General features: G+C 63.3%; 18 protein-coding genes and 1 pseudogene. 8 read left to right on the top strand and 11 right to left on the bottom strand.

Going from position 1 to position 18,668, the window contains the following annotated elements:
• Positions 1–102: 102 nt before the first annotated feature.
• The 6 genes from X741_RS138255 to X741_RS138280 all read right to left on the bottom strand — a co-directional run bounded on the left by X741_RS138255 (position 103) and on the right by X741_RS138280 (position 6,095).
• On the bottom strand, positions 103–609 hold the full coding sequence (locus X741_RS138255) for an L-2-amino-thiazoline-4-carboxylic acid hydrolase (RefSeq protein WP_023780628.1): 507 nt from the start codon (positions 607–609) through the stop codon (positions 103–105).
• A complete protein-coding gene (locus X741_RS138260; protein ID WP_023780627.1) occupies positions 606–1,391 on the bottom strand; it encodes an ATP-binding cassette domain-containing protein in 786 nt (261 codons plus the stop codon). The genes X741_RS138255 and X741_RS138260 overlap by 4 nt, the downstream gene beginning before the upstream one ends.
• Entirely contained in the window at positions 1,388–2,401 is a 1,014-nt protein-coding gene (locus X741_RS138265; protein WP_023780626.1) for an ABC transporter ATP-binding protein, read from the bottom strand. The genes X741_RS138260 and X741_RS138265 overlap by 4 nt, the downstream gene beginning before the upstream one ends.
• On the bottom strand, positions 2,398–3,228 hold the full coding sequence (locus X741_RS138270; protein WP_023780625.1) for an ABC transporter permease: 831 nt from the start codon (positions 3,226–3,228) through the stop codon (positions 2,398–2,400). Before X741_RS138270 ends, X741_RS138265 begins: the two co-directional genes overlap by 4 nt.
• On the bottom strand, positions 3,225–4,211 hold the full coding sequence (locus tag X741_RS138275; protein WP_023780624.1) for an ABC transporter permease: 987 nt from the start codon (positions 4,209–4,211) through the stop codon (positions 3,225–3,227). Before X741_RS138275 ends, X741_RS138270 begins: the two co-directional genes overlap by 4 nt.
• A 273-nt stretch (positions 4,212–4,484) precedes the next feature.
• Positions 4,485–6,095, bottom strand: a complete 1,611-nt coding sequence (locus X741_RS138280) for an ABC transporter substrate-binding protein (protein WP_023780623.1) — start codon at positions 6,093–6,095, stop codon at positions 4,485–4,487.
• A gap of 374 nt (positions 6,096–6,469) precedes the next feature.
• On the opposite strand from X741_RS138280, the gene X741_RS138285 reads away from it, so the two are divergent.
• Complete coding sequence (locus tag X741_RS138285) at positions 6,470–7,660, top strand: Xaa-Pro peptidase family protein (protein WP_023780622.1); 1,191 nt, start codon at positions 6,470–6,472, stop codon at positions 7,658–7,660.
• Positions 7,661–7,872: 212 nt separating this feature from the next.
• On the opposite strand, the gene X741_RS138290 is transcribed toward X741_RS138285, so the two are convergent.
• Genes X741_RS138290 through X741_RS138300 form a run of 3 tightly spaced genes read right to left on the bottom strand, consistent with a single transcriptional unit; the run spans position 7,873 to position 10,361 of the window.
• Positions 7,873–8,289, bottom strand: a complete 417-nt coding sequence (locus tag X741_RS138290; RefSeq protein ID WP_031250646.1) for a cupin domain-containing protein — start codon at positions 8,287–8,289, stop codon at positions 7,873–7,875.
• A gap of 6 nt (positions 8,290–8,295) precedes the next feature.
• The gene (locus X741_RS138295) at positions 8,296–9,153 is read right to left on the bottom strand and encodes a phosphoenolpyruvate hydrolase family protein (protein WP_023780620.1); all 858 of its coding nucleotides are present in this window, start codon (positions 9,151–9,153) and stop codon (positions 8,296–8,298) included.
• A gap of 11 nt (positions 9,154–9,164) precedes the next feature.
• Positions 9,165–10,361: a Tm-1-like ATP-binding domain-containing protein gene (locus X741_RS138300; RefSeq protein ID WP_023780619.1), complete on the bottom strand. Its 1,197-nt coding sequence runs from the start codon at positions 10,359–10,361 to the stop codon at positions 9,165–9,167.
• 51 nt (positions 10,362–10,412) lie between these two features.
• Here X741_RS138300 and X741_RS138305 point away from each other — a divergent pair, with 51 nt between their 5' ends.
• The 7 genes from X741_RS138305 (at position 10,413) to X741_RS138335 (ending at position 17,142) form a co-directional block, all read left to right on the top strand.
• Positions 10,413–11,096 (top strand): TetR/AcrR family transcriptional regulator, encoded by a 684-nt coding sequence (locus X741_RS138305; RefSeq protein ID WP_023780618.1) that lies wholly within the window; start codon positions 10,413–10,415, stop codon positions 11,094–11,096.
• Positions 11,097–11,455: 359 nt separating this feature from the next.
• Positions 11,456–12,772: an ABC transporter substrate-binding protein gene (locus X741_RS138310; RefSeq protein ID WP_023780617.1), complete on the top strand. Its 1,317-nt coding sequence runs from the start codon at positions 11,456–11,458 to the stop codon at positions 12,770–12,772.
• A gap of 67 nt (positions 12,773–12,839) precedes the next feature.
• Positions 12,840–13,745, top strand: a complete 906-nt coding sequence (locus X741_RS138315; protein WP_023763961.1) for a sugar ABC transporter permease — start codon at positions 12,840–12,842, stop codon at positions 13,743–13,745.
• Between the two features lies 1 nt (position 13,746).
• Positions 13,747–14,706, top strand: a complete 960-nt coding sequence (locus tag X741_RS138320) for a carbohydrate ABC transporter permease (RefSeq protein WP_013892904.1) — start codon at positions 13,747–13,749, stop codon at positions 14,704–14,706.
• Positions 14,703–14,939, top strand: a complete 237-nt coding sequence (locus X741_RS138325) for a hypothetical protein (protein ID WP_023780616.1) — start codon at positions 14,703–14,705, stop codon at positions 14,937–14,939. The genes X741_RS138320 and X741_RS138325 overlap by 4 nt, the downstream gene beginning before the upstream one ends.
• On the top strand, positions 14,936–16,039 hold the full coding sequence (locus X741_RS138330; protein ID WP_023763963.1) for an ABC transporter ATP-binding protein: 1,104 nt from the start codon (positions 14,936–14,938) through the stop codon (positions 16,037–16,039). Before X741_RS138325 ends, X741_RS138330 begins: the two co-directional genes overlap by 4 nt.
• The gene (locus tag X741_RS138335) at positions 16,039–17,142 is read left to right on the top strand and encodes an ABC transporter ATP-binding protein (protein ID WP_023780615.1); all 1,104 of its coding nucleotides are present in this window, start codon (positions 16,039–16,041) and stop codon (positions 17,140–17,142) included. Before X741_RS138330 ends, X741_RS138335 begins: the two co-directional genes overlap by 1 nt.
• A gap of 9 nt (positions 17,143–17,151) precedes the next feature.
• Here X741_RS138335 and X741_RS01000000167265 read toward each other — a convergent pair.
• Both X741_RS01000000167265 and X741_RS138340 read right to left on the bottom strand, forming a co-directional pair.
• A pseudogene (locus X741_RS01000000167265) lies at positions 17,152–17,495 on the bottom strand (DUF4437 domain-containing protein); the annotation flags it as partial.
• 129 nt (positions 17,496–17,624) lie between these two features.
• Positions 17,625–18,611: an AraC family transcriptional regulator gene (locus tag X741_RS138340; protein ID WP_023780614.1), complete on the bottom strand. Its 987-nt coding sequence runs from the start codon at positions 18,609–18,611 to the stop codon at positions 17,625–17,627.
• Positions 18,612–18,668 lie beyond the last annotated feature (57 nt).

The following is an 18,668-nucleotide window of genomic DNA, read 5'->3' as shown; positions in this document are numbered from 1 at the left end:
AAACGGCGAACCGCTCTATCTCTTTGTTTTTACGCAATTCCCAAGGGAAAGCGCTACGCGCTTTTCCCGGGAAAACCATGTCACACTTTTCCTGGAATTGCTCTAGCAGGCATCGCGATTGGTCAGCGCGATGTGGCAGCAGCCTGGGCCGTGGCCCGGCGTCCAGGTGACATTGTCGAAACGCACGCCCGTCGCCTCGAACAGGCCGCGGTCGAAGGCGCCGGCGATGCGGCAGAGCGTGACGAGCTTTTCGTCACCGACTCCGGCCTCGACCCAGGCGTCCTTGAGCGGGCAGCGCTTCACCTTGAAGGCGATGCGGTCATCGCCGCGCTCGACATCTGTCGGGTACATCAGGCCGCCATCCGGGCTGACCGCCAGGAAGGCCTCGCCGATGGCGCGCGCGTCGTTGGCGCCAAAGCTGGCGAAGGCGGCTGCAGCCACTTCCTTGCCGCGCTGCTCGATGGTTCGGATCATGACCGCCTCGGCCTTTTCGGCGCCCAGTTCTCCAGTCAGCTCGTCGAGGAACAGACGGTAGAGATCGGCGCGGTTGCGGAAGGCAGAATCGAGTTCGCGCGACAGTTTCTCGGCTCTGGCTACGGGGTCGGTCATGATGCGTCCTGTGCGGTTCTCTTGAGTTTTGGCGCGGCCGCCACCAGGGCCTTGCCGATGGCCGATCGCGGTGCGTCGATGACGGCACGGGCGTCGCCGCTCTCGGCAATTCGCCCAGCGTCGAGGAGCATGACGCGCTGAGCGATCGCGCGGACCACGCCGAGATCATGTGAAATGAAGAGATAGGCGATCCGTTCCTGCCTTTGCAGGTCGAGCAAAAGATCAAGGATCTGCCCGCGCACGGAGACGTCAAGCGCCGACACCGCTTCGTCGAGCACGATCAACGACGGTTTCGTGGCGATGGCGCGCGCGATGGCGACGCGCTGTCGCTGGCCGCCGGAGATTTCGTGGATGGCGCGCGCGGCCAGATCCGCTGCCAGCCCTACGCGTTCGAGCAAGGCGGCGATGCGGTAGGGCCGCTCGGCGCGCGAGGCAATGCGATGGATGCGCAAGGGATCGTCGAGCACCCGCGCCACCGTGGCGCGTGGATTGAAGGCGGCCAGCGGATCCTGGAACACCATTTGCAGGCGCGCGCGATGCGCTCGCAGCGCGGCACCACCAAAAGCCAGGAAGTCATTGCCTTCGAATTCGATGCGGCCGGCATCCGGCTCGATCAACCGCAGCACGAGCCGCGCGATTGTCGACTTGCCGCTGCCGGAAGGGCCGGCGAGCGCCAGCGTTTCGCCCGGGTCGATGTGAAAAGAGACATCGTCCACGGCGGCAACTGTCCTGCCGCCGCGACGATAATGTTTGGTGAGGCTGGATACCGTGAGCAGGCTCATGCGTGGCGCCCGCTTCGGTTCAACAATGGTTCGGCATCAAGTCCGATGTGGGCATCAAGGAGCGCGCGCGTGTAGGCCTGGGCTGGGGCGTCGATAATCCGTGGCGTCGTGCCAAGTTCAACCAACTGGCCATGGCGGAACACGGCGATGCGCTCGGCAAGCTCCGCGGCAAGCGCGATGTCATGGCTGATGAACAGCAGCGTCATGCCGTCCTCGGCCACCAGCCGCCGGATCAGGGCAACGATGTCGGCCTGCACGATGGTGTCGAGCGCGCTGGTCGCCTCGTCGGCGATCAGCAATTTCGGTCCGGCGGCGATGGCGGCGGCAATTGCCACACGCTGTTTTTGGCCGCCGGAGAGTTGGTGCGGGAAGGCTCGCAGGGCCGAGTCAGGATCGGGCAGCCGGACGCGTTCGAGCAGGGTTTTTGCTTGCGTGTATGCCTGCGGCCAGGTGAGGCCGAGATGGGTGCGGGCGACTTCAGCGATTTGTTTGCCGATTGGCATAACGGGGTCGAGGCTGGCGGATGGGTCCTGGAAGACGAAGCCGATATCGCGGCCACCGAGGGGAGGGTGACTTGATCTGGTGAAGAGCTTTTGCGGCCTGTGCTCTACGAGGCCCCCCTCTGTCCTGCCGGACATCTCCCCCTCTAGGGGGGAGATTGCGCTCTCATCTCTGCCTTCGCCAATCACCAGCGTTGCGGGAAATGTGCCGACAGCGAACCTGCCAATCTCCCCCCTTGAGGGGGAGATGTCCGGCAGGACAGAGGGGGGTGCCCTGGCGCCCAACGTCGACGGTAGGAACCAATCGATCTTTCCTTCAATCTTGGCAGACCCCGGCAACAACCCCGCAATAGCCAGCGCCAGTGTGCTCTTGCCGGATCCGCTTTCGCCGATGATGGCCAGGCGCTCGCCGGCGACGATATCGAGGCTGATGTGCTTCAACGCCGCGACCTCGCCGCCGTCGCGGCGGTAGGTGACCGTCAAGTCGCGGATCGCTGCGAGTGCGGTCACGACAGGCCTCTCCTGATTGCCCTCGTCTCGACGATGCCTTCACCGGCGAGATAGACGCCGAGCACCGTCAGCACCAGTGCTATGCCGGGGACGATGGACAGGAAGGGCGCGGTGCGCAAAACAGCGCGGCCTTCGGCGATCATGCCGCCCCAGGTGACCCGGTTGGGGTCGCCGAGGCCGAGAAACGACAAGGCTGCTTCGGTGAGGATCGCTGCGGCGACGATCACCGACGACATTGCCAGCACAGGCGGCAAGGCGTTGGGCAGCACTTCGCGAAAGGCGATTTCGAGCGGATGCATGCCGACGGCGCGGGCGCTGGCGACATAGTCGCGCTCGCGAATGGAGAGAACTTCCGCGCGGGCGATACGGGCGGGCCCGGTCCAGGTGCCGAGCGCGATGGCGATCACGATGACGCCCAGTGATGGCCCGACGACACTGACGAAGGCCAGCGCCAGCAGGAAGCCCGGCACGGTCTGGAAGGCGTCTGTGATGCGCATCAGCACCTCGTCGACGAGGCCGCCGGCAAAGCCGGCCCACGTGCCGACTGTCGTGCCGATGGCCAGTGCCGCCGCCGCCGCCGCAAGCCCGACAGCGAGCGAGGTGCGGGCGCCGTGGAACAGCTCGGCCAGCACGTCGCGGCCGAGCCGGTCGGTGCCGAGCAGCAGCGACCAGACCTGGAACGGTGGCAACAGCGGTGGCCCGGCAATGGCTTGCGGGTCACCGGAGAACAGCAGCGGTGCCGACAGTGCCATGGCAATCAACGCCGCCGGAAGGATGGCGCCGGCGAGGGCCTCAGGCGTCCGCAAGAAACGGCGAAGCGGGTTCACGCGCCGGCCTCGCTGGCGCCGACGCGCGGATCGAGGAAGGCATAGGCGATGTCGACGAGGAGGTTGATCACGATGACCAGCACGGCGCTGACGAGGATGATGCCGAGCAGAAGGGGTGTGTCACGCGCGGCCACGGCTTCCTGCGCCAGCCGGCCAAGGCCAGGCACGGAGAAAACGCTCTCGATGACGACACTGCCGCCGAGCATCTGCGCCGACTGCAGGCCGAGCATGGTGACCAGCGGCAGCAGCGCGTTGCGGGCAATATGGGCGAGCACGATCCGGCGGCGCGAAAGCCCCCTGGCGCGGGCGGCCAGCACAAAATCCTGCCGCCAGACCTCGGCCATGCCGGCACGCATCATGCGCAGATAGAGCGCGAGATAGATGAAGCCGAGAGCGGAAACCGGCAGCACGAGATGGACGGCGATGTCGGCGGCTCGGTCGAGGCCGGTCTTGTCCGAGGCCAGGGTTTCGATGCCGCCGATCGGCAGCCAGCGCAGGTCGACGGCAAAGACGACGATCAGCACCAGGCCGAGCCAGAAACCGGGCACGGCATAAAGCGCCAGCGAGCCGATCGACAGGAAGCGGTCGCGCAAACTCCCGGGTCTCGCGCCGGCATAGATGCCGAGCGCCGAGCCGAGCCCGAAGGAGAGCGCGGTGGCGCTGACCATCAGCAGCAGCGTGTTGGGCAGGCGCTCGAGGATGACGTCGCGGATCGGCCTGGAGAAGGTCACCGACTGGCCGAGGTCGAGATGCAGCAATGCCCAGAGATAGTTGGCCAGCCGCGTCAGTTCCGACTGGTCGAGGCCCCAGCGATGGCGCAGCAGCTCGATCATGCTGGCGTCGCCGCCGGTCGAGACGATGTAGGCGTCGACGGCATCGCCGGGGGCGGCCTCGAGCAAAAGGAACGTGCCGATGACGACGATCAGCAGCACGAAGATGCTGCCGACGAGACGGCGGCGGAGGAGGATGAAGGCGCGGGTCATGGGCTCCTCCGAGTGTTGGCGTATGGCCGCCTATAAGAAATGCCGAGCCCAGGCACCCCCCTCTGTCCTGCCGGACATCTCCCCCGCAAGGGGGGAGATTGGATGTCACCGACGGCTTCGCCAATTTTCGACGCCGCATAATTGGCGGGGCGGACAAATAGCTGATCTCCCCCCTTGCGGGGGAGATGTCCGGCAGGACAGAGGGGGGTGTGAAGGAACTCGGCCTTCGGCCAAATTCCCCTTTTCTCGCGAATTCTCATCCGCGCAAATGTGTCACGATTCCAGATACGTGTCCGCCCAGTTCGACACCGCCCAGCGCGGGTTGTTGGCGATGTTGCCAACGGTGTCGCGCGCGACGCTGATGAAACTCCATTCGGCGACGTTGATCAGCGGCAGGTCGGCGGCCACCTCCTTCTGGAACTCCTTGTAGAGGTCGGTGCGGGCCGTGGTGTCGAGCGTCTCGGATGCCTTGGCGATGAGCGCATCGAGCGCGTCGTTCTTGTAGCCGCCCTGGTTGGAGAACGGCACGCCGTCGGGAATGCCGCTCTGCACCAGGATGGTTGTCGAGATCGCCGGATCGCCGCGGAACACCGGCGGACCCACCGCAAGGTCGAAGGCGTGGTCGGTGTAGACGGCCTTGATGTGCGCGGCGGAGTCGTTGTTGACGAGCTCCGCGTCGATGCCGATGGCGGCGAGTGCCTGGCGCAGGTAGTCGCCGAACTGCTTGGTCTCGTTGAAATATGGCGCGGGCAGGAGCTTGAGCGTAAAGCGCTTGCCGTCCGGGCCTTTCTTGTAGCCGGCCTCGTCGAGCAAGGCGTTGGCCTTGGCGACGTCGAAGGCATAGGTCGGCACGTCGGCGGTGTAGAACTGCGGGTCGTTCTTCGGCACCGGGCCGGTGGCGGTCGCGGCATAGCCAAGGAACACGGTCTTGACGACGAAATCCTTGTCGATGGCGTGCGCGATCGCCTGGCGCACTTTCACATCGGCCAGTTCCTTGCGGCGATGGTTGATCTCGACGACGAGCTGATAGGTCAGTCCTTCATAACCCTTGGTGATCACCTTCAGGCCCGGCACCTTGGAGATGCGGTCGAGGTCGGCCAGCGGCACGGCCGAAAAGGCGGCAAGCTGGATTTCCTCGGCTTCCAGTGCGCTTGCCGCCGACGTGCGGTCGGGCAGCACCTGGTAGATGATTTCGTCGAGGTAGGGCTCGTCCTTGCCCCAGTAATCCGTGTTCTTGATCAGCCGGTAATACTGGCCGGCCTTGTACTCGCCGAACTTGAACGGCCCAGTGCCGATGGGCGCGTTATTGGCCGGGTTGTCCTCAATCTTGCCGACCTCGTAGACATGCTTCGGCACGACGCTGCTCAGCGCCGGCAGCGCGTTGCGGATCAGCTGGAACGGCGTCGGTTTGGCGAATTTGAACACGGCGGTGAGATCGTCAGGTGTGTCGACGCCAGCCAGGTCCTTGAACACGGTGCGGCCGAGATTTTGCAGCGGCTTCCAGATCTGCAGCGCCGAGAAGGCGACGTCGGCCGACGTGAACGGCTTGCCGTCATGCCATTTGACGCCTTCGCGCAGCTTGAACGTCACCGAAAGCCCATCGGCGGCGCCTTCCCAGCTCAGAGCCAGGCGTGGCGCAAGCCCGTCCTTGCTGTCGAAGGAGGCTTCGGCAAGCGTTTCGACGATCTTGCTGGAGATGAAGAAGACGCCGTTTGAGGCGACGATCGCCGGGTTGAGGTTGCGTGGCTCGGAATCGGCGGCGAGCACCAGCCGGCCGCCCTTGTTCGGTGTCTGCGCCCAGCCAAGTGTCGGCATGGCGGTGGAGGCGAGCAGTATCGCCGAGCCGGCAAGCATTCTGCGTCTGGAAATCGTGAAACCTGACATGATCGAACTCCGTCCTCTCCGCGACCCCACAGGGCGCGCCATACCCCTCGAACGCCTGCGAGCCCGCCGGCATCCTTGCGGCGGCGATTATGAGCCTTGCCAAGGGTTTCGCCAGAGACGGAATTGGCGCATCCTTGCTTGGCTTTGAAATTTTCGTCCGCTGGACCAGTTTGCGGGAAACGGCTCAATTCCATCTATCTGGTAAGACCAGATTTGATGGATATACGGCCGATGACGGCTTGGTGACGGCGCAGTCGCGCTCTTCGCGCATTCTGGCTAGACCAGTGTGGGAAAAATGGTGCAGATTTGATCGACAGCCAGGGGATCGGGACGCCGAGCGGCCTGTGATCCCAGGCAATCCAAGGGAGAGAGAGATGAACATTGCCCCGGGCAAGAGTGCCGTCAGCAAGATCCCGTTCGACCAGGCTAGGGTCGATCGGCTGATGGAGGAGGCCGGCATCGATGTGCTGCTCGCGTCCTCCAAGCACAACACGCAATATCTGCTTGGCGGCTACAAATTCATCTTCTTCGCCGCCATGGATGCTATCGGCCACAGCCGCTATCTGCCCATAGTCATTTACGAGAAGGGCGGACCCGATCACGCCGCCTATATCGGCAACCGCATGGAAGGCGGCGAGCACCAGAACAATCCCTTCTGGACACCGACGCTGCATGCCGCCTGCTGGGGCACGCTCGACGCCGCGAACCTCGCCGTCGAACATTTGCAGAAGATCGGCAAGGCGGGCGCGCGCATCGGCATCGAGCCGGGTTTCCTGCCGTCGGACGCCTACACACTGATCCGCAAGGCGCTGCCGGAGGCCAAGCTGATCGATGCGACCGACATGCTGGAGCGCATGCGTGCGATCAAGACCGATGCCGAGCTGGAGAAGCTGCGCACGGCTTCCGAACTGATCACCGATTCCATGCTGGCAACCATCCAATGGGCGCACGAAGGCACGACCAAGGCCGAAATGATCGAGCAGCTGCGGCGCGAAGAAACCAATCGCGGGATCCATTTCGAATATTGCCTGCTGACGTTGGGCTCCAGCCATAACCGAGCCGCTTCACCGCAGGCATGGAAGAAGGGCGAGGTGCTGTCAATCGATTCCGGCGGCAATTACCACGGCTATATCGGCGACCTCTGCCGGATGGGCATTCTGGGTGAACCGGATGCCGAGCTTGAGGATCTGCTGGCCGAGGTCGAGACGGTGCAGCAGGCTGCCTTCTCGAAGGTCAAAGCGGGCACGCTCGGCGGCGACATGATTTCCCACGCCGAGGGCGTGCTGAAGAAATCAAAAGTCGCTGCCTATACGGATTTCTTCGCCCACGGCATGGGCCTGATCACGCATGAGGCGCCGTTCCTGATGACCAACCATCCGGTGACCTATGAAGGCACCTATGCGGCCAAGCCGCTGGAGAAGAACATGGTGCTGTCGGTCGAGACGACGATGCTCCACCCGACGCGTGGCTTCATCAAGCTTGAGGATACACTGGCGGTGACCGAGAGCGGCTATGTGATGTTCGGTGATCGGGGGCGGGGGTGGAACCGGGGCGGGATTTCATAGAACCCAAGGCTGGCGCCGCTCATCCGCCTGTCGGCACCTTCTCCACGTATAGTGACAAGGAGAAGAGGACAGCCGCGCCCTCGGTATCTGTTTTGCGGCGTTGAAAATTGGCGAAAGCGCCGATGGCTGCGTCTTTCTCCCCGTCACTATACGGGGAGAAATGTCCGGCAGGACAATGAGGGGCAGCGCGGCTTCGGACAGAAACCAGTTCATTACTGCCCGGGTGGCAGCAGCCTGAAATCCGGCAATTCCCGCAAGCCCAATTCCGGTCCGGCCGGCGAATAGGCGACGAAGAGCTGCATCGGCCCGTCGCCTGTGTTCAATGTCGAATGAAAACGGCTTTCCGGCACATAGATGGTGCAGCCGGGGCCGACCTTCTCGACCACCGGATTGCCCTTTTCGTCCTCGACCATCTGCTCGCCATGGCCCGAAATGACGAAGATGATCTCTTCGGCGCCTGGATGATTGTGGCGGGCGTGGCCCTTGCCGGAGGGCAGATCGACCACGCCGCCGGAAAAGCGGACAGCGCCGTTCACTTCCGGAGCCACCGTCAGCGACAGCTTGCCCCAGTCGAAGCCGAAGGCGCTGACGTCCTTCGGGTAGACAAACACCTTGCTCTTGTCGATCATCTCTCATCACCCCTTCTTTTTCTTCGCGGCTTTCTCGCCGCCGAGCGCCTTGAAATCGGCAGTCTGCCTGGCGATCGCCGCTTCGGCCGGCAGCCGTTCCATCGAGCTTGCGCCATAGAAGCCATGCAGGCCCTTGGCTCGCGAGAGAATGTAGCGCGCGTCGTCGGGCATCGAGATCGGGCCGCCATGGCAAAGCAGGATGACGTCCTCGCGCACCGAGCGGGCGGCTTCGGCGATCGCATCGATCTGGACCACGCAGTCGTCGAGCGATTTGGCCGATGTGGCGCCGATCGAGCCGCCCGTCGTCACGCCCATATGGGCAACGACGATGTCGGCACCGGCCTTGGTCATGGCGCGGGCCTCGTCGGGGCTGAAGACATAGGGCGTGGTAAAGAGGTCAAGCTTGTGCGCCTCGGCGATCATGTCGACCTCGAGCCCAAAGCCCATGCCGGTCTCCTCGAAACTCTGCCGCATCGAGCCGTCGAACAGGCCGATGGTCGGAAAGTTCTGCACGCCGGAAAAGCCCATGGTCTTCAGCTCGGCCAAAAGCAGGGGCATGATGACGAAGGGATCGGTGCCGTTGACGCCAGCCAGAACCGGCGTCTTCTTCACCACCGGTAGCACCTCGTAGGCCATCTCCTTGACGATCTCGTTGGCATTGCCATAGGCGAGCAGGCCGGCGGCCGAGCCGCGCCCGGCCATGCGGTAGCGGCCGGAATTGTAGATGATGATGAGGTCGATGCCGCCAGCCTCCTCGGCCTTGGCCGACAGGCCGGTGCCGGCGCCGCCGCCGACGATCGGCACGCCCTTGTCGATCATTCCCCGGAATTTCTTCAGTATGTCCTTGCGCGGTATGGCGGGCATGTTCTTGGACCTCAGTGTCTGGCGATGTCGAGGAAGACGGCGGTTGCCGCCTGGGCGAATTCGGGGTCGTTGATGTGCAACGGCAGGCGGGTGATGCGGCGCATGCTGTTTGGCTGGATGGTGCGCTCGATGGCTTCGAACAGGACCGCATCGGCCTCCGGATCGAAGAAGGCGCCACCCTTGATGTCGAGCGCCGAGACACCCTTTTCAGGGATCAGGAAATGCACCGGCCCTTCGCAGCGGGCGAGCCTGGCGCCGATCCATTCGCCGATCTGGCGGCACTCGTCAGCCGTGGTGCGCATCAACGTGACGTTCGGATTGTGCTCGTAGAACAGCCGGCCGCGATATCGTTCCGGAATGGTCGAAGGCGCCCAGAAATTGACCATGTCGAGCGCGCCGACCGAACCGACATAGGGCAGGCGGGTGCGCATGATCGCACCGAAACGATCCTGCGTCGCCGGCAGCACGCCGCCGAGCAGAAGGTCGCAGACTTCGGTCGTCGTGATGTCGATGGTGCCGGAGAGCAGGCCGCTGTCGGCGAGCTTCTCCATGCTGCGGCCGCCGGTGCCGGTGGCATGGAAAACCATGCAATCGTATCGGGAGCGAAGCTGGTCGGCGATGGCGGTCACGCACGGCGTGGTGACGCCGAACATGGTGAGACCGATCGAAGCCTTGCCGTCGGGCGGCGGCGCAGGCCTCGCCGCCATGCCGGAGATCGCCTGGGCGGCATTGTGCAGGACGACGCGGGAGAGCCGGTTCAACCCCGCCATGTCGGTCACGGCAGGCATCATGATGATGTCGGAGACATCGACATAGGGTGCGGTGTCGCCCGATGCGAGCGTCGAGACCATGATCTTGGGCAGGCCGAGCGGCAGGGCGCGCATGCCCGACGTGATGATCGACGTGCCGCCGCCGCCGCCAATGCCGATAATCGCGGCGATGTCGTTTCGCGATTGGATGAAGCGGGCGACGGCGACGCCCATCGCGGCGACGGCGGCGCCGCGATCACTTCCGCCGAGCACGGCGTTGACGCCGTCGGGGTGATGGCCGGAAATTTCCTTGGCGGTGATGTCGACAGGCACGGTTGCGTTGCGCGTTCCGACATCGACACGGCAAACAGCGGCGTCGGTGGCGGCGACCGCATCGGCCAGGAAGGCGAGTTCCTCACCCTTGGTGTCGGCGGTGCCCACGACGTAGATGCGCTTCACGGGCCGTTCCCAGGTCATTGCAAATTTTTGAGACGCGCGTATCGTATTGACATGGATGTCTCACGTCAACAAGCCACCGTGCAGGACGACGCCAGCGAGAGAGCCGAGCGCGGACCCCGGGCGCGCACCAAACGGCTGATGCTGGAGACGGCGACGCGGCTGATGCAGGCGGGCGTCACGCCTTCGGTCAGCGAGGTCGCGGAAGCGGCGCAGGTTTCCCGTGCCACCGCCTATCGTTATTTCCCGAGCCAGGCGGCGTTGGTGCAGGCGGTCGTCAATGAGGGGCTCGGCCCGATCCTGACCTGGCAATCGACCTCCCCCGATGCCGGGCGCCGGGTCGCAGAGCTGTTTGACACCGCCATGCCGCGCATCGAGGCCTTCGAGGCGACGTTCAAGGCGGCGCTGAAGCTGTCGCTCGACCAGTGGGCGAGGCGCCAGGCCGGCACGCTGGGTGGCGAGCCGGCTCTCACGCGCGGTCATCGCGTCGATCTTTTGAAGGAGGCGATCGCGCCGCTCAAAGGGCGCTTGCCGCCGCGCGACTTCAAACGCCTGGCGCAGGCACTGTCGCTGATCTTCGGCGTCGAGGTGCTGATCGTGCTGAAAGACATCTGGGGGCTGGATAGCCGCAAAACGATGGCGGTCGCGCAATGGGCGGCTGGTGCGCTGGTGCGTGCGGCGGTCGCGGAATCGATCGATGAAGGAGGCGGTGTCGGTTCAAGGACAGCCGTGAAATAGCACCAATCTGGTTCGACCAGATTTGCATGCCGACTGTCGATATTAACTCCAGCGCGAGGTGCCAGGCAACACCTGTGCATATCACTGAGTAGGAAAATCATGCGAAAACAGGCAGATAATGTCTGAATCCGGGAGCGCTGAGGATGTAGGGCTCCCAAGAAAGGGCTTGACGCCGACGCAGGATTGGTAATACCAGATTGGATCAGAAAAGTGGATAGAAAGTGAGGGTTGCGATCCATTTTTCCGGCAGGGCGAGGAGGCCGAAACCGGAAAGGTGCGATTACGGGAGGAACTACCAGGGTCGGCTGCGTCGCCGGCTCGCATGACAAGGTAGAACGCGCACAAGGGAGGAAATCATTATGCGCAAGTTAGTGACCAGCGTGCTTGCTGGTATCGGCTTAACGCTTGCCTGCGGAACGTCCGTCTACGCGCAGGAAAAGTCGCTCACCATCTTCTGGGCGGAATGGGATCCGGCCAACTATTTGCAGGAACTCGGCAACGAGTACGAGAAGGAAACCGGCGTCAAGATCACGGTGGAAACCACCCCGTGGTCCGACTTCCAGACCAAGGCCTTCACCGAGTTCAACGCCCATGGCGACGCCTATGATATGGTCGTCGGCGACTCGCAATGGCTCGGTGCCGGCTCGACCGGTGGCCACTATGTCGACCTGACCGACTTCTTCAACAAGCACAAGCTCGGCGAAGTAATGGCACCGGCGACGGTGAAGTACTATGCCGAATATCCGGGCGGAAGCAGCAAGTACTGGGCCATCCCGCTTGAAGGCGACGCCGTCGGCTGGTCCTATCGCAAGGACTGGTTCGAGGACCCCAAGGAAAAGGAAGCGTTCAAGGCCAAGTATGGTTACGACCTCGACGTGCCGAAGGATTTCAAGGCGTTGCGCGACATCGCCGAATTCTTCTACCGGCCGGACCAGAAGAGATACGGAATCGCCATCTACACCGACAATTCCTACGACGCGATGGCAATGGGGTTCGAGAACGCGCTGTTCTCCTATGGCGGCGAACTGGGTGACTATTCGACCTACAAGGTCGATGGCTTCATCAACTCCGACAAGGCGGTCGCAGCGCTCGACGCCTACAAGGAACTCTACAAGTTCACCCCTCCAGGCTGGGCCAAGTCGTTCTTCGTCGAGGACAACCAGGCGATCACCGAAAACCTGGCCGCGATGAGCATGAACTACTTCGCGTTCTTCCCCTCGCTGATCAACGAGGCGTCGAACCCGAATGCCAAGAACACCGGCTTCTTCGCCAACCCTCCAGGCCCGAACGGCGACCAGTTCGCCGCACTCGGCGGGCAGGGCATCTCCATCGTCTCCTACTCGCAGAAGCAGGAAGAGGCGACGAAGTTCCTGGAATGGTTCATCAAGGACGAGACCCAGAAGAAGTGGGCGGCCCTTGGCGGCTATACTTGCAGCGCGGCGGTGCTCAAGTCGCCGGAATTCCAGAACGCCACGCCCTACAACAAGGCCTTCTACGAGACCATGTTCAAGGTGAAGGATTTCTGGGCGGTGCCGGAATATGCCGAACTGCTGCAGCAGCTCAACCAGCGCGTCTATCCCTACATGATCGGCGGGGAAGGTACCGCCAAGGAAACGCTGGACGCTTTGGCGGCCGACTGGAACGCGACCTTCAAGAAGTACGGCCGCGGCCAATAACGATCATGCCTCGCGGAGGGGGCTTGATGCCCCCTCCGTTTCTTTTTCCGCAACCGGGAGCAGGGTCTTGGCGACCACGATGATCACCACGCTGGACAGGTCTTCAAGAGCGGCCGCGCGCGGCCTGAGCGACACTTCCATCCGCAATCTCTTCATCATCCCGACGGTCCTGTTCCTGATCGTCTTCAACATCTTTCCGCTGATCTATTCGCTCGGTTATTCCTTCACCGACTTTCGTGCGTCGACCAATGCGCCGGCGACTTTCGTCGGGCTGCAGAACTACCGCGACCTGCTCAACGACCCCTATGTCTGGTCCAACTTCGCCATCACCGCCAAATACGTGATCATCTCGGTCGCCGGCCAGTTGTTTGTCGGCTTCGGCGTGGCGATGCTGCTGAACCGGGATATCCCGCTCAAGGGCCTTATCACCACGCTCCTGCTGCTGCCGATGATGCTGTCGATGGCTGTTGTCGGCTTGTTCTGGAAGCTTCTCTACGACCCATCATGGGGGGTCATCAACTATGCGCTCGGGCTCGGCAATTTCGAGTGGCTGGCCGATCCCAAGATGGCGCTCTATGCGGTTGCGCTGACCGACATCTGGATGTGGTCGCCCTTCGTCATGCTGTTGTCGCTGGCAGGCCTCTCGGCGGTGCCGAAACATCTCTACGAGGCCGCCGCGATCGACCGCGCCGGGCCGTTCTACACCTTCTTCCGCATCACGCTGCCGCTGGTCGCGCCGATCCTGATGATCGCGGTCATCTTCCGTACCATGGAGGCGTTCAAGACCTTCGACCTCGCCTACATCCTGACCAGCCAGCCGACGGCCGAGCTGATCTCGATCCGGCTCTACAAGATGGCGTTCCAGGAGTGGCAGACGGGGCGTTCCTGCGCGATGGCCTACATCGTGCTGATCATGGTGCTGGCCATTACCAATATCTATGTCAAATACCTCAACAAGGTGAAGGAGCGCTGAGATGGCCGCAGTCCGCACTTCTTCCGAGATCGGCTTCAACCGCGTCGCCATCGTCGCCGTGCTGTTGGTGACGATCATCTTCCTCGCCCCGATCTACTGGATCGCGTCGACGGCCTTCAAGCCGCGCAACCTGGCCACCACCATCCCGCCGACGGTCGTCTTCCAGCCGGAAATTTCGCCTTTCGTGAAGCTGTTCACCAAGCGCTCGCAATTGCGCAGTCCGCCGACGCCCGAAGAGTACGCGGCCGCCCCGTGGTGGGAGCGCGTCGTTTTCGACGGCGGCGAGAAGATCGTGCGCGACGGTAAAGGCCAGGTGCAGTGGTCGGGCTATCCGAGCCGCTTCCTGAACTCGCTGATCATCGCCATCACCTCGACCGTGCTGGCGGTCGGCATGGGCACGTTCACCGCCTACGGCTTCTCGCGTTTCAAGGTGAAGGGGGAGGCGGACCTGCTCTTCTTCATCCTGTCGACGCGCATGCTGCCGCCGGTGGTGGTGGCGATCCCGATGTTCCTGATGTACCGCGCGGTCGGCCTCAACGATACCCATGTCGGACTGATCATCCTCTACACCGCCTTCAACCTGTCCTTCTCGGTGTGGCTGATGAAAGGTTTCATGGACGAGATACCGAAAGAATATGAGGAGGCGGCACTCGTCGACGGCTATACGCGCATGGAAGCCTTCTTCAAGATCGTGCTGCCGGAGGCGGCCACAGGCATCGCCGCCACCGCCGTGTTCTGCTTCATCACCGCGTGGAACGAATATGCCTTCGCGCTGATCATGACCAATCGCCGTGCGCAGACCGCCCCGCCGTTCATCCCCAGCCAGGTCGGCTCCGGCCTGCCGGACTGGACGGTGATCGCCGCCGGTACCTTCCTGTTCCTGCTGCCGGTCGCCATCTTCACCTTCCTGCTGCGCAATCACCTGCTGCGTGGCATGTCCTTCGGAGCGATCCGCAAATGAGCTTTCGCGCCATCAATCAGAAATATCTGGAGCCAGGCAGCCAGGTGCTGATGGTGCTCGGCATCGTCGCGCTCTGCCAGCCGTGGAACATGCTGCTGCACACATACGGCCTGACCATCATCCTGATCGGGCTGATCGGCTTCAATGTCACCTCGAAGATCGCGCCGGAAGACAAGGCCGGTACCGGGCATTCCGGGGACTTGCAGGCGCGAAATCCGGGAGCACAGCATTGACCCAGATCGAGCTTCGCGGCGTCCAGAAATTCTTCGGTGCCGTCCAGGTCATCAAGGACCTCAACCTCCAGATCGCCGACAACGAGTTCATCGTTCTGCTCGGTCAGTCCGGCTGCGGCAAGACGACGACATTGCGCGCCATAGCCGGGCTGGAGACGATCGACGAAGGCGATATCCTGATCGATGGCAAACCGATCCAGCATCTGAAGGCCGCCGACCGCGACATCGCCATGGTCTTCCAGTCGTTTTCGCTCTACCCGCATATGAGCGTCTACGAGAATATCGCCTTTCCCCTGCGCGCCACGCGCAAGAGCAAGGCGGAGATCGACAGCGAGGTGCGTTCGGTCGCCAAGACGCTGCAGATAACGGACCTGCTGGCCAAAAAGCCGTCGGCGCTGTCGGGCGGCGACATGCAGCGCGTGGCCATCGGCCGGGCGCTGGTGCGGCGGCCGAAGGCCATGCTGATGGACGAGCCGATCGGCGCGCTCGACGCCAAGCTGCGCGAAGAAATGCGGGCCGAGATCAAGCGGCTGCACATCAAGCAGGGCTCGACCACCATCTATGTCACGCACGACCAGATCGAGGCGATGAGCCTCGCCGACCGCATCGTCATAATGCACGAAGGCGTGCTGCAGCAGGTCGGCTCGCCGGACGAGGTCTATTCGCGCCCGGCCAATCTGTTCGTGGCGCAATTCGTCGGCAGTCCGGTGATGAATGTCGCCGACGCGGCGGTGGCCGAAAAAGCCTCGTCCGCATCGGTGACCGTGGGTGATGCGGCCACCGGCTTCGAGTTTCCGCGAGCTCTCCTGTCGAAGCTCAACGGCCATGCCGCGGGTGGGCTGGCACTCGGTATCCGGCCGGAAGGCGTGCTCATCCGCCGTGACGCGGCCGAGGGTTTCATGGCTGTCGAAACGCAGATCGTCGAACCGCTCGGCTCCTTCGACATCGTCGACCTGAAGGTCGGTTCCAAGATGCTGCGCGCGCGCACCAAAAGCGGTTTCGTCGCCGGACCCGGCGAGAAGGTGTTCGCCAGGATCGACCCGACCCAGGCGCATTTCTTCGACAAGGCAAGCGGCAAGTCGCTTGATGTGAGACTCTGATGGCGCATATCCAGCTCAAGAACATCTCCAAGACCTTCGGCAACCACACCGCCTTGGTTGGGCTCGATCTCGACATCGCCGATGGCGAGTTCTTCGTGCTGCTGGGCGAGACGGGTGCCGGCAAGACGACGACGCTGCGGCTGATCGCCGGCCTGGAAAAACCAAGCGAAGGCCAGGTCTTCATCGACGGCGTCGACGTCGCCGACTGGGGCGCGGCCGAGCGCGACGTGGCGCTGGTGCTGCAGCAATACTCGCTCTATCCGCGCTACACGGTGCGCGAAAACCTCGAATTCCCGCTGAAACCGAAGATCCGCCGGTTGCCCGATGCCGAGATCAAGGATCGCGTCGACCGCGCCGCGCGTACGCTCAGGATCGAGCATCTGCTCGACCGCAAGACCGATCGGCTGTCGGGCGGCGAGATGCAGCGCGTCTCCATCGGCCGCGCCATCGTGCGCAAGCCGCGCGTGTTCCTGATGGACGAGCCGCTGTCGGCGCTCGACGCCAAGCTGCGCGAGGCGCTACGCACGGAACTGAAGAACCTGCAGATACAGCTCGGCGCAACTTTCCTGTTCGTCACCCACGACCAGATCGAGGCGATGTCGATGGGCGACAAGGTCGGCGTGCTCAACCATGGCCGCATCGTCCAGACCGGCACGCCGCACGAGATCTACAACAACCCGCGCGACACCTATGTGGCGAGCTTCGTCGGCTCGCCGCCGATGAACCTCATCGACGGCAAACTGGTCAACGGCCGCGCGGTGATGGCACCGCTGAATTTCGAACTGCCTTATGCGGGGGGCGCCAATACTTTGTCGGGACTAAAGGCGAGCGGCGCGACCGACGGCCGCCCGCTCGTCTTCGGTATCCGTCCGGAGGACGTCTATCTGGAAAGCGGCGCGCCGGTCGAGGCGCGCGTCCACGATGTCGAGAATCACGGCGTCGAAAAGATACTGACGCTCAGGGTCGGCGACACGACGCTGCGCGCGACGGTGCCGGCAAGGACCGATGTCGCGATCGAGCAGCCGGTGCGCTTTGCCTGGAACCCGGACAAGGTCGTGCTGTTCGACAAGGGCAGTGGCGTCAGCTTGCGGCACGCCGGATAGAGCGCCCGATCACTTTTCCATGTAGGTCTCGTAAGGGGTGTCGTTGATCAGCAAGATCACGCATTCGGTGTCCGACAGGCAGGCGTCGTCGTGCATCTCGTTGGCCTTCTGGGTCCAGTAGGATCCCGGAGGCAGTTCGACCTTGGTCGCTTCGCCGCCGTCCATCTGCCAATGCGCCCACAGCCTCTTTATGACCACCGCCGGCAGTCCGCGGTGTGCGCGTGAACAGGAGCACGCCAGTTGCCCGGGACTTTCAGCAATGTTCCCGCCGGGCCCTTGGCCCTTTCGCCCCACAATGGCCCGAGGCGCTGCGGCTGGCCCGGTGCTTCGGAAACATAGGGAATCTTGTTGGCCCTCAAGCCGCAATCCACGCAGCGTGTCGGTCAGCGGACCGCCGGATGCCGGAAGGGTCCGCTCGGATGAACTGAAATCCATGCCGATTTTCTAGCGTGGAATCATCAGCCAGTCACGGTTAGCCTGCGTTACCCGGATTGGCGGATGTCGGCCTGTTCCTCGGCGCGCAGGTGGCTGGGCGCGGAGCCGATGACGCGCTTGAAGGCGCGGCTGAAGGCGGCGTCCGATTCATAGCCGAGACGGGCGGCAACGACCGATATCTTCATCCGGTCACGGACCAGCCATTGCCGCGCCTGATGCATCCTGACCTGGGTGACGTATCTTGCCGGCGTTTCGCCGACGATGGTGGCGAAGCGCTCGGCAAAGCCCGAGCGCGAGGCGCCCATCATCCGGGCCAGCGACTCGACCGTCCAGTCATGGTCCGGTTCGAGATGAATGGCGGCCAGCACGCGGCCGATGTCGCGGTCCCTGACCGCCGCGATCCAGCCGGAGGAGTCGCCGCAGCCGCGCTCGACCCATGAGCGGATGACGGTGGCGGCAAGCACGTCGGCCAGTCGCGCCAGAATGCCGCCGGACCCGACGCGCTCCATCGTCACTTCGCGCGCCATCGAATCCAGCAGGTGCGGAATGCCGGGTTCGTAGTCTTCGAGCTCGTGCGTGCGCATCACATCCGGCATCATCCCGAGCAGCGGATGCAGGCCATCGAGGTTGAAATACATGCTGGCGCAGAACAGCAGCGTGCCCGGCTGGCCATTCTTGTCACACATCTCCGCGTTCGACGTACAATAGACGTCCTTGCAGACCTCTTCGCGGCCGTAGCTGTGAATTGGCCAGGCCTGGGCGCCGGGTTCGCTGGCCAACACATGAGCAGCGCCCCGCGGCAGCAACACCGCATCGCCGGCATTGAGCTGCACCCACTCGCCGGAAGGCTGCTTCAGCCAGCAGCCTTTGCGGCCGATGAAGTGAAACCGGGCCGCGGGCTGGGCCGGGAACTGGATGCCCCAGGGCTCTTTCATTGCGCAGCGGCCATACTCGACGCCATCGAGACGCAAGCCGCGCAATATGTCGGTCAGCGCGTCGCCAGTGACCGGAATTTTGGACGAACGGTCAAACATAATGGTGTTTCTAACATGGAAACTCCAGCCCGTCACTCCCTATGTTGCACTGCAGCC

This window comes from Mesorhizobium sp. LNHC221B00, from assembly GCF_000502935.1.
GTDB classification, from domain to species: domain Bacteria; phylum Pseudomonadota; class Alphaproteobacteria; order Rhizobiales; family Rhizobiaceae; genus Mesorhizobium; species Mesorhizobium opportunistum.
Note: the sequence above shows the minus strand (reverse complement) of the source record. Positions and strands in the feature narration are given on the sequence as shown.

What these genes read in the sequence shown, in the direction of transcription:
- X741_RS138255 (WP_023780628.1), bottom strand. Translation starts at nt 609, where the DNA reads ATGACCGACCCCGTAGCCAGAGCCGAGAAACTGTCGCGCGAACTCGAT.
- X741_RS138260 (WP_023780627.1), bottom strand. Translation starts at nt 1,391, where the DNA reads ATGAGCCTGCTCACGGTATCCAGCCTCACCAAACATTATCGTCGCGGC.
- X741_RS138275 (WP_023780624.1), bottom strand. Translation starts at nt 4,211, where the DNA reads ATGACCCGCGCCTTCATCCTCCTCCGCCGCCGTCTCGTCGGCAGCATC.
- X741_RS138280 (WP_023780623.1), bottom strand. Translation starts at nt 6,095, where the DNA reads ATGTCAGGTTTCACGATTTCCAGACGCAGAATGCTTGCCGGCTCGGCG.
- X741_RS138285 (WP_023780622.1), top strand. Translation starts at nt 6,470, where the DNA reads ATGAACATTGCCCCGGGCAAGAGTGCCGTCAGCAAGATCCCGTTCGAC.
- X741_RS138290 (WP_031250646.1), bottom strand. Translation starts at nt 8,289, where the DNA reads ATGATCGACAAGAGCAAGGTGTTTGTCTACCCGAAGGACGTCAGCGCC.
- X741_RS138295 (WP_023780620.1), bottom strand. Translation starts at nt 9,153, where the DNA reads ATGCCCGCCATACCGCGCAAGGACATACTGAAGAAATTCCGGGGAATG.
- X741_RS138305 (WP_023780618.1), top strand. Translation starts at nt 10,413, where the DNA reads ATGGATGTCTCACGTCAACAAGCCACCGTGCAGGACGACGCCAGCGAG.
- X741_RS138310 (WP_023780617.1), top strand. Translation starts at nt 11,456, where the DNA reads ATGCGCAAGTTAGTGACCAGCGTGCTTGCTGGTATCGGCTTAACGCTT.
- X741_RS138320 (WP_013892904.1), top strand. Translation starts at nt 13,747, where the DNA reads ATGGCCGCAGTCCGCACTTCTTCCGAGATCGGCTTCAACCGCGTCGCC.
- X741_RS138325 (WP_023780616.1), top strand. Translation starts at nt 14,703, where the DNA reads ATGAGCTTTCGCGCCATCAATCAGAAATATCTGGAGCCAGGCAGCCAG.
- X741_RS138335 (WP_023780615.1), top strand. Translation starts at nt 16,039, where the DNA reads ATGGCGCATATCCAGCTCAAGAACATCTCCAAGACCTTCGGCAACCAC.
- X741_RS138340 (WP_023780614.1), bottom strand. Translation starts at nt 18,611, where the DNA reads ATGTTTGACCGTTCGTCCAAAATTCCGGTCACTGGCGACGCGCTGACC.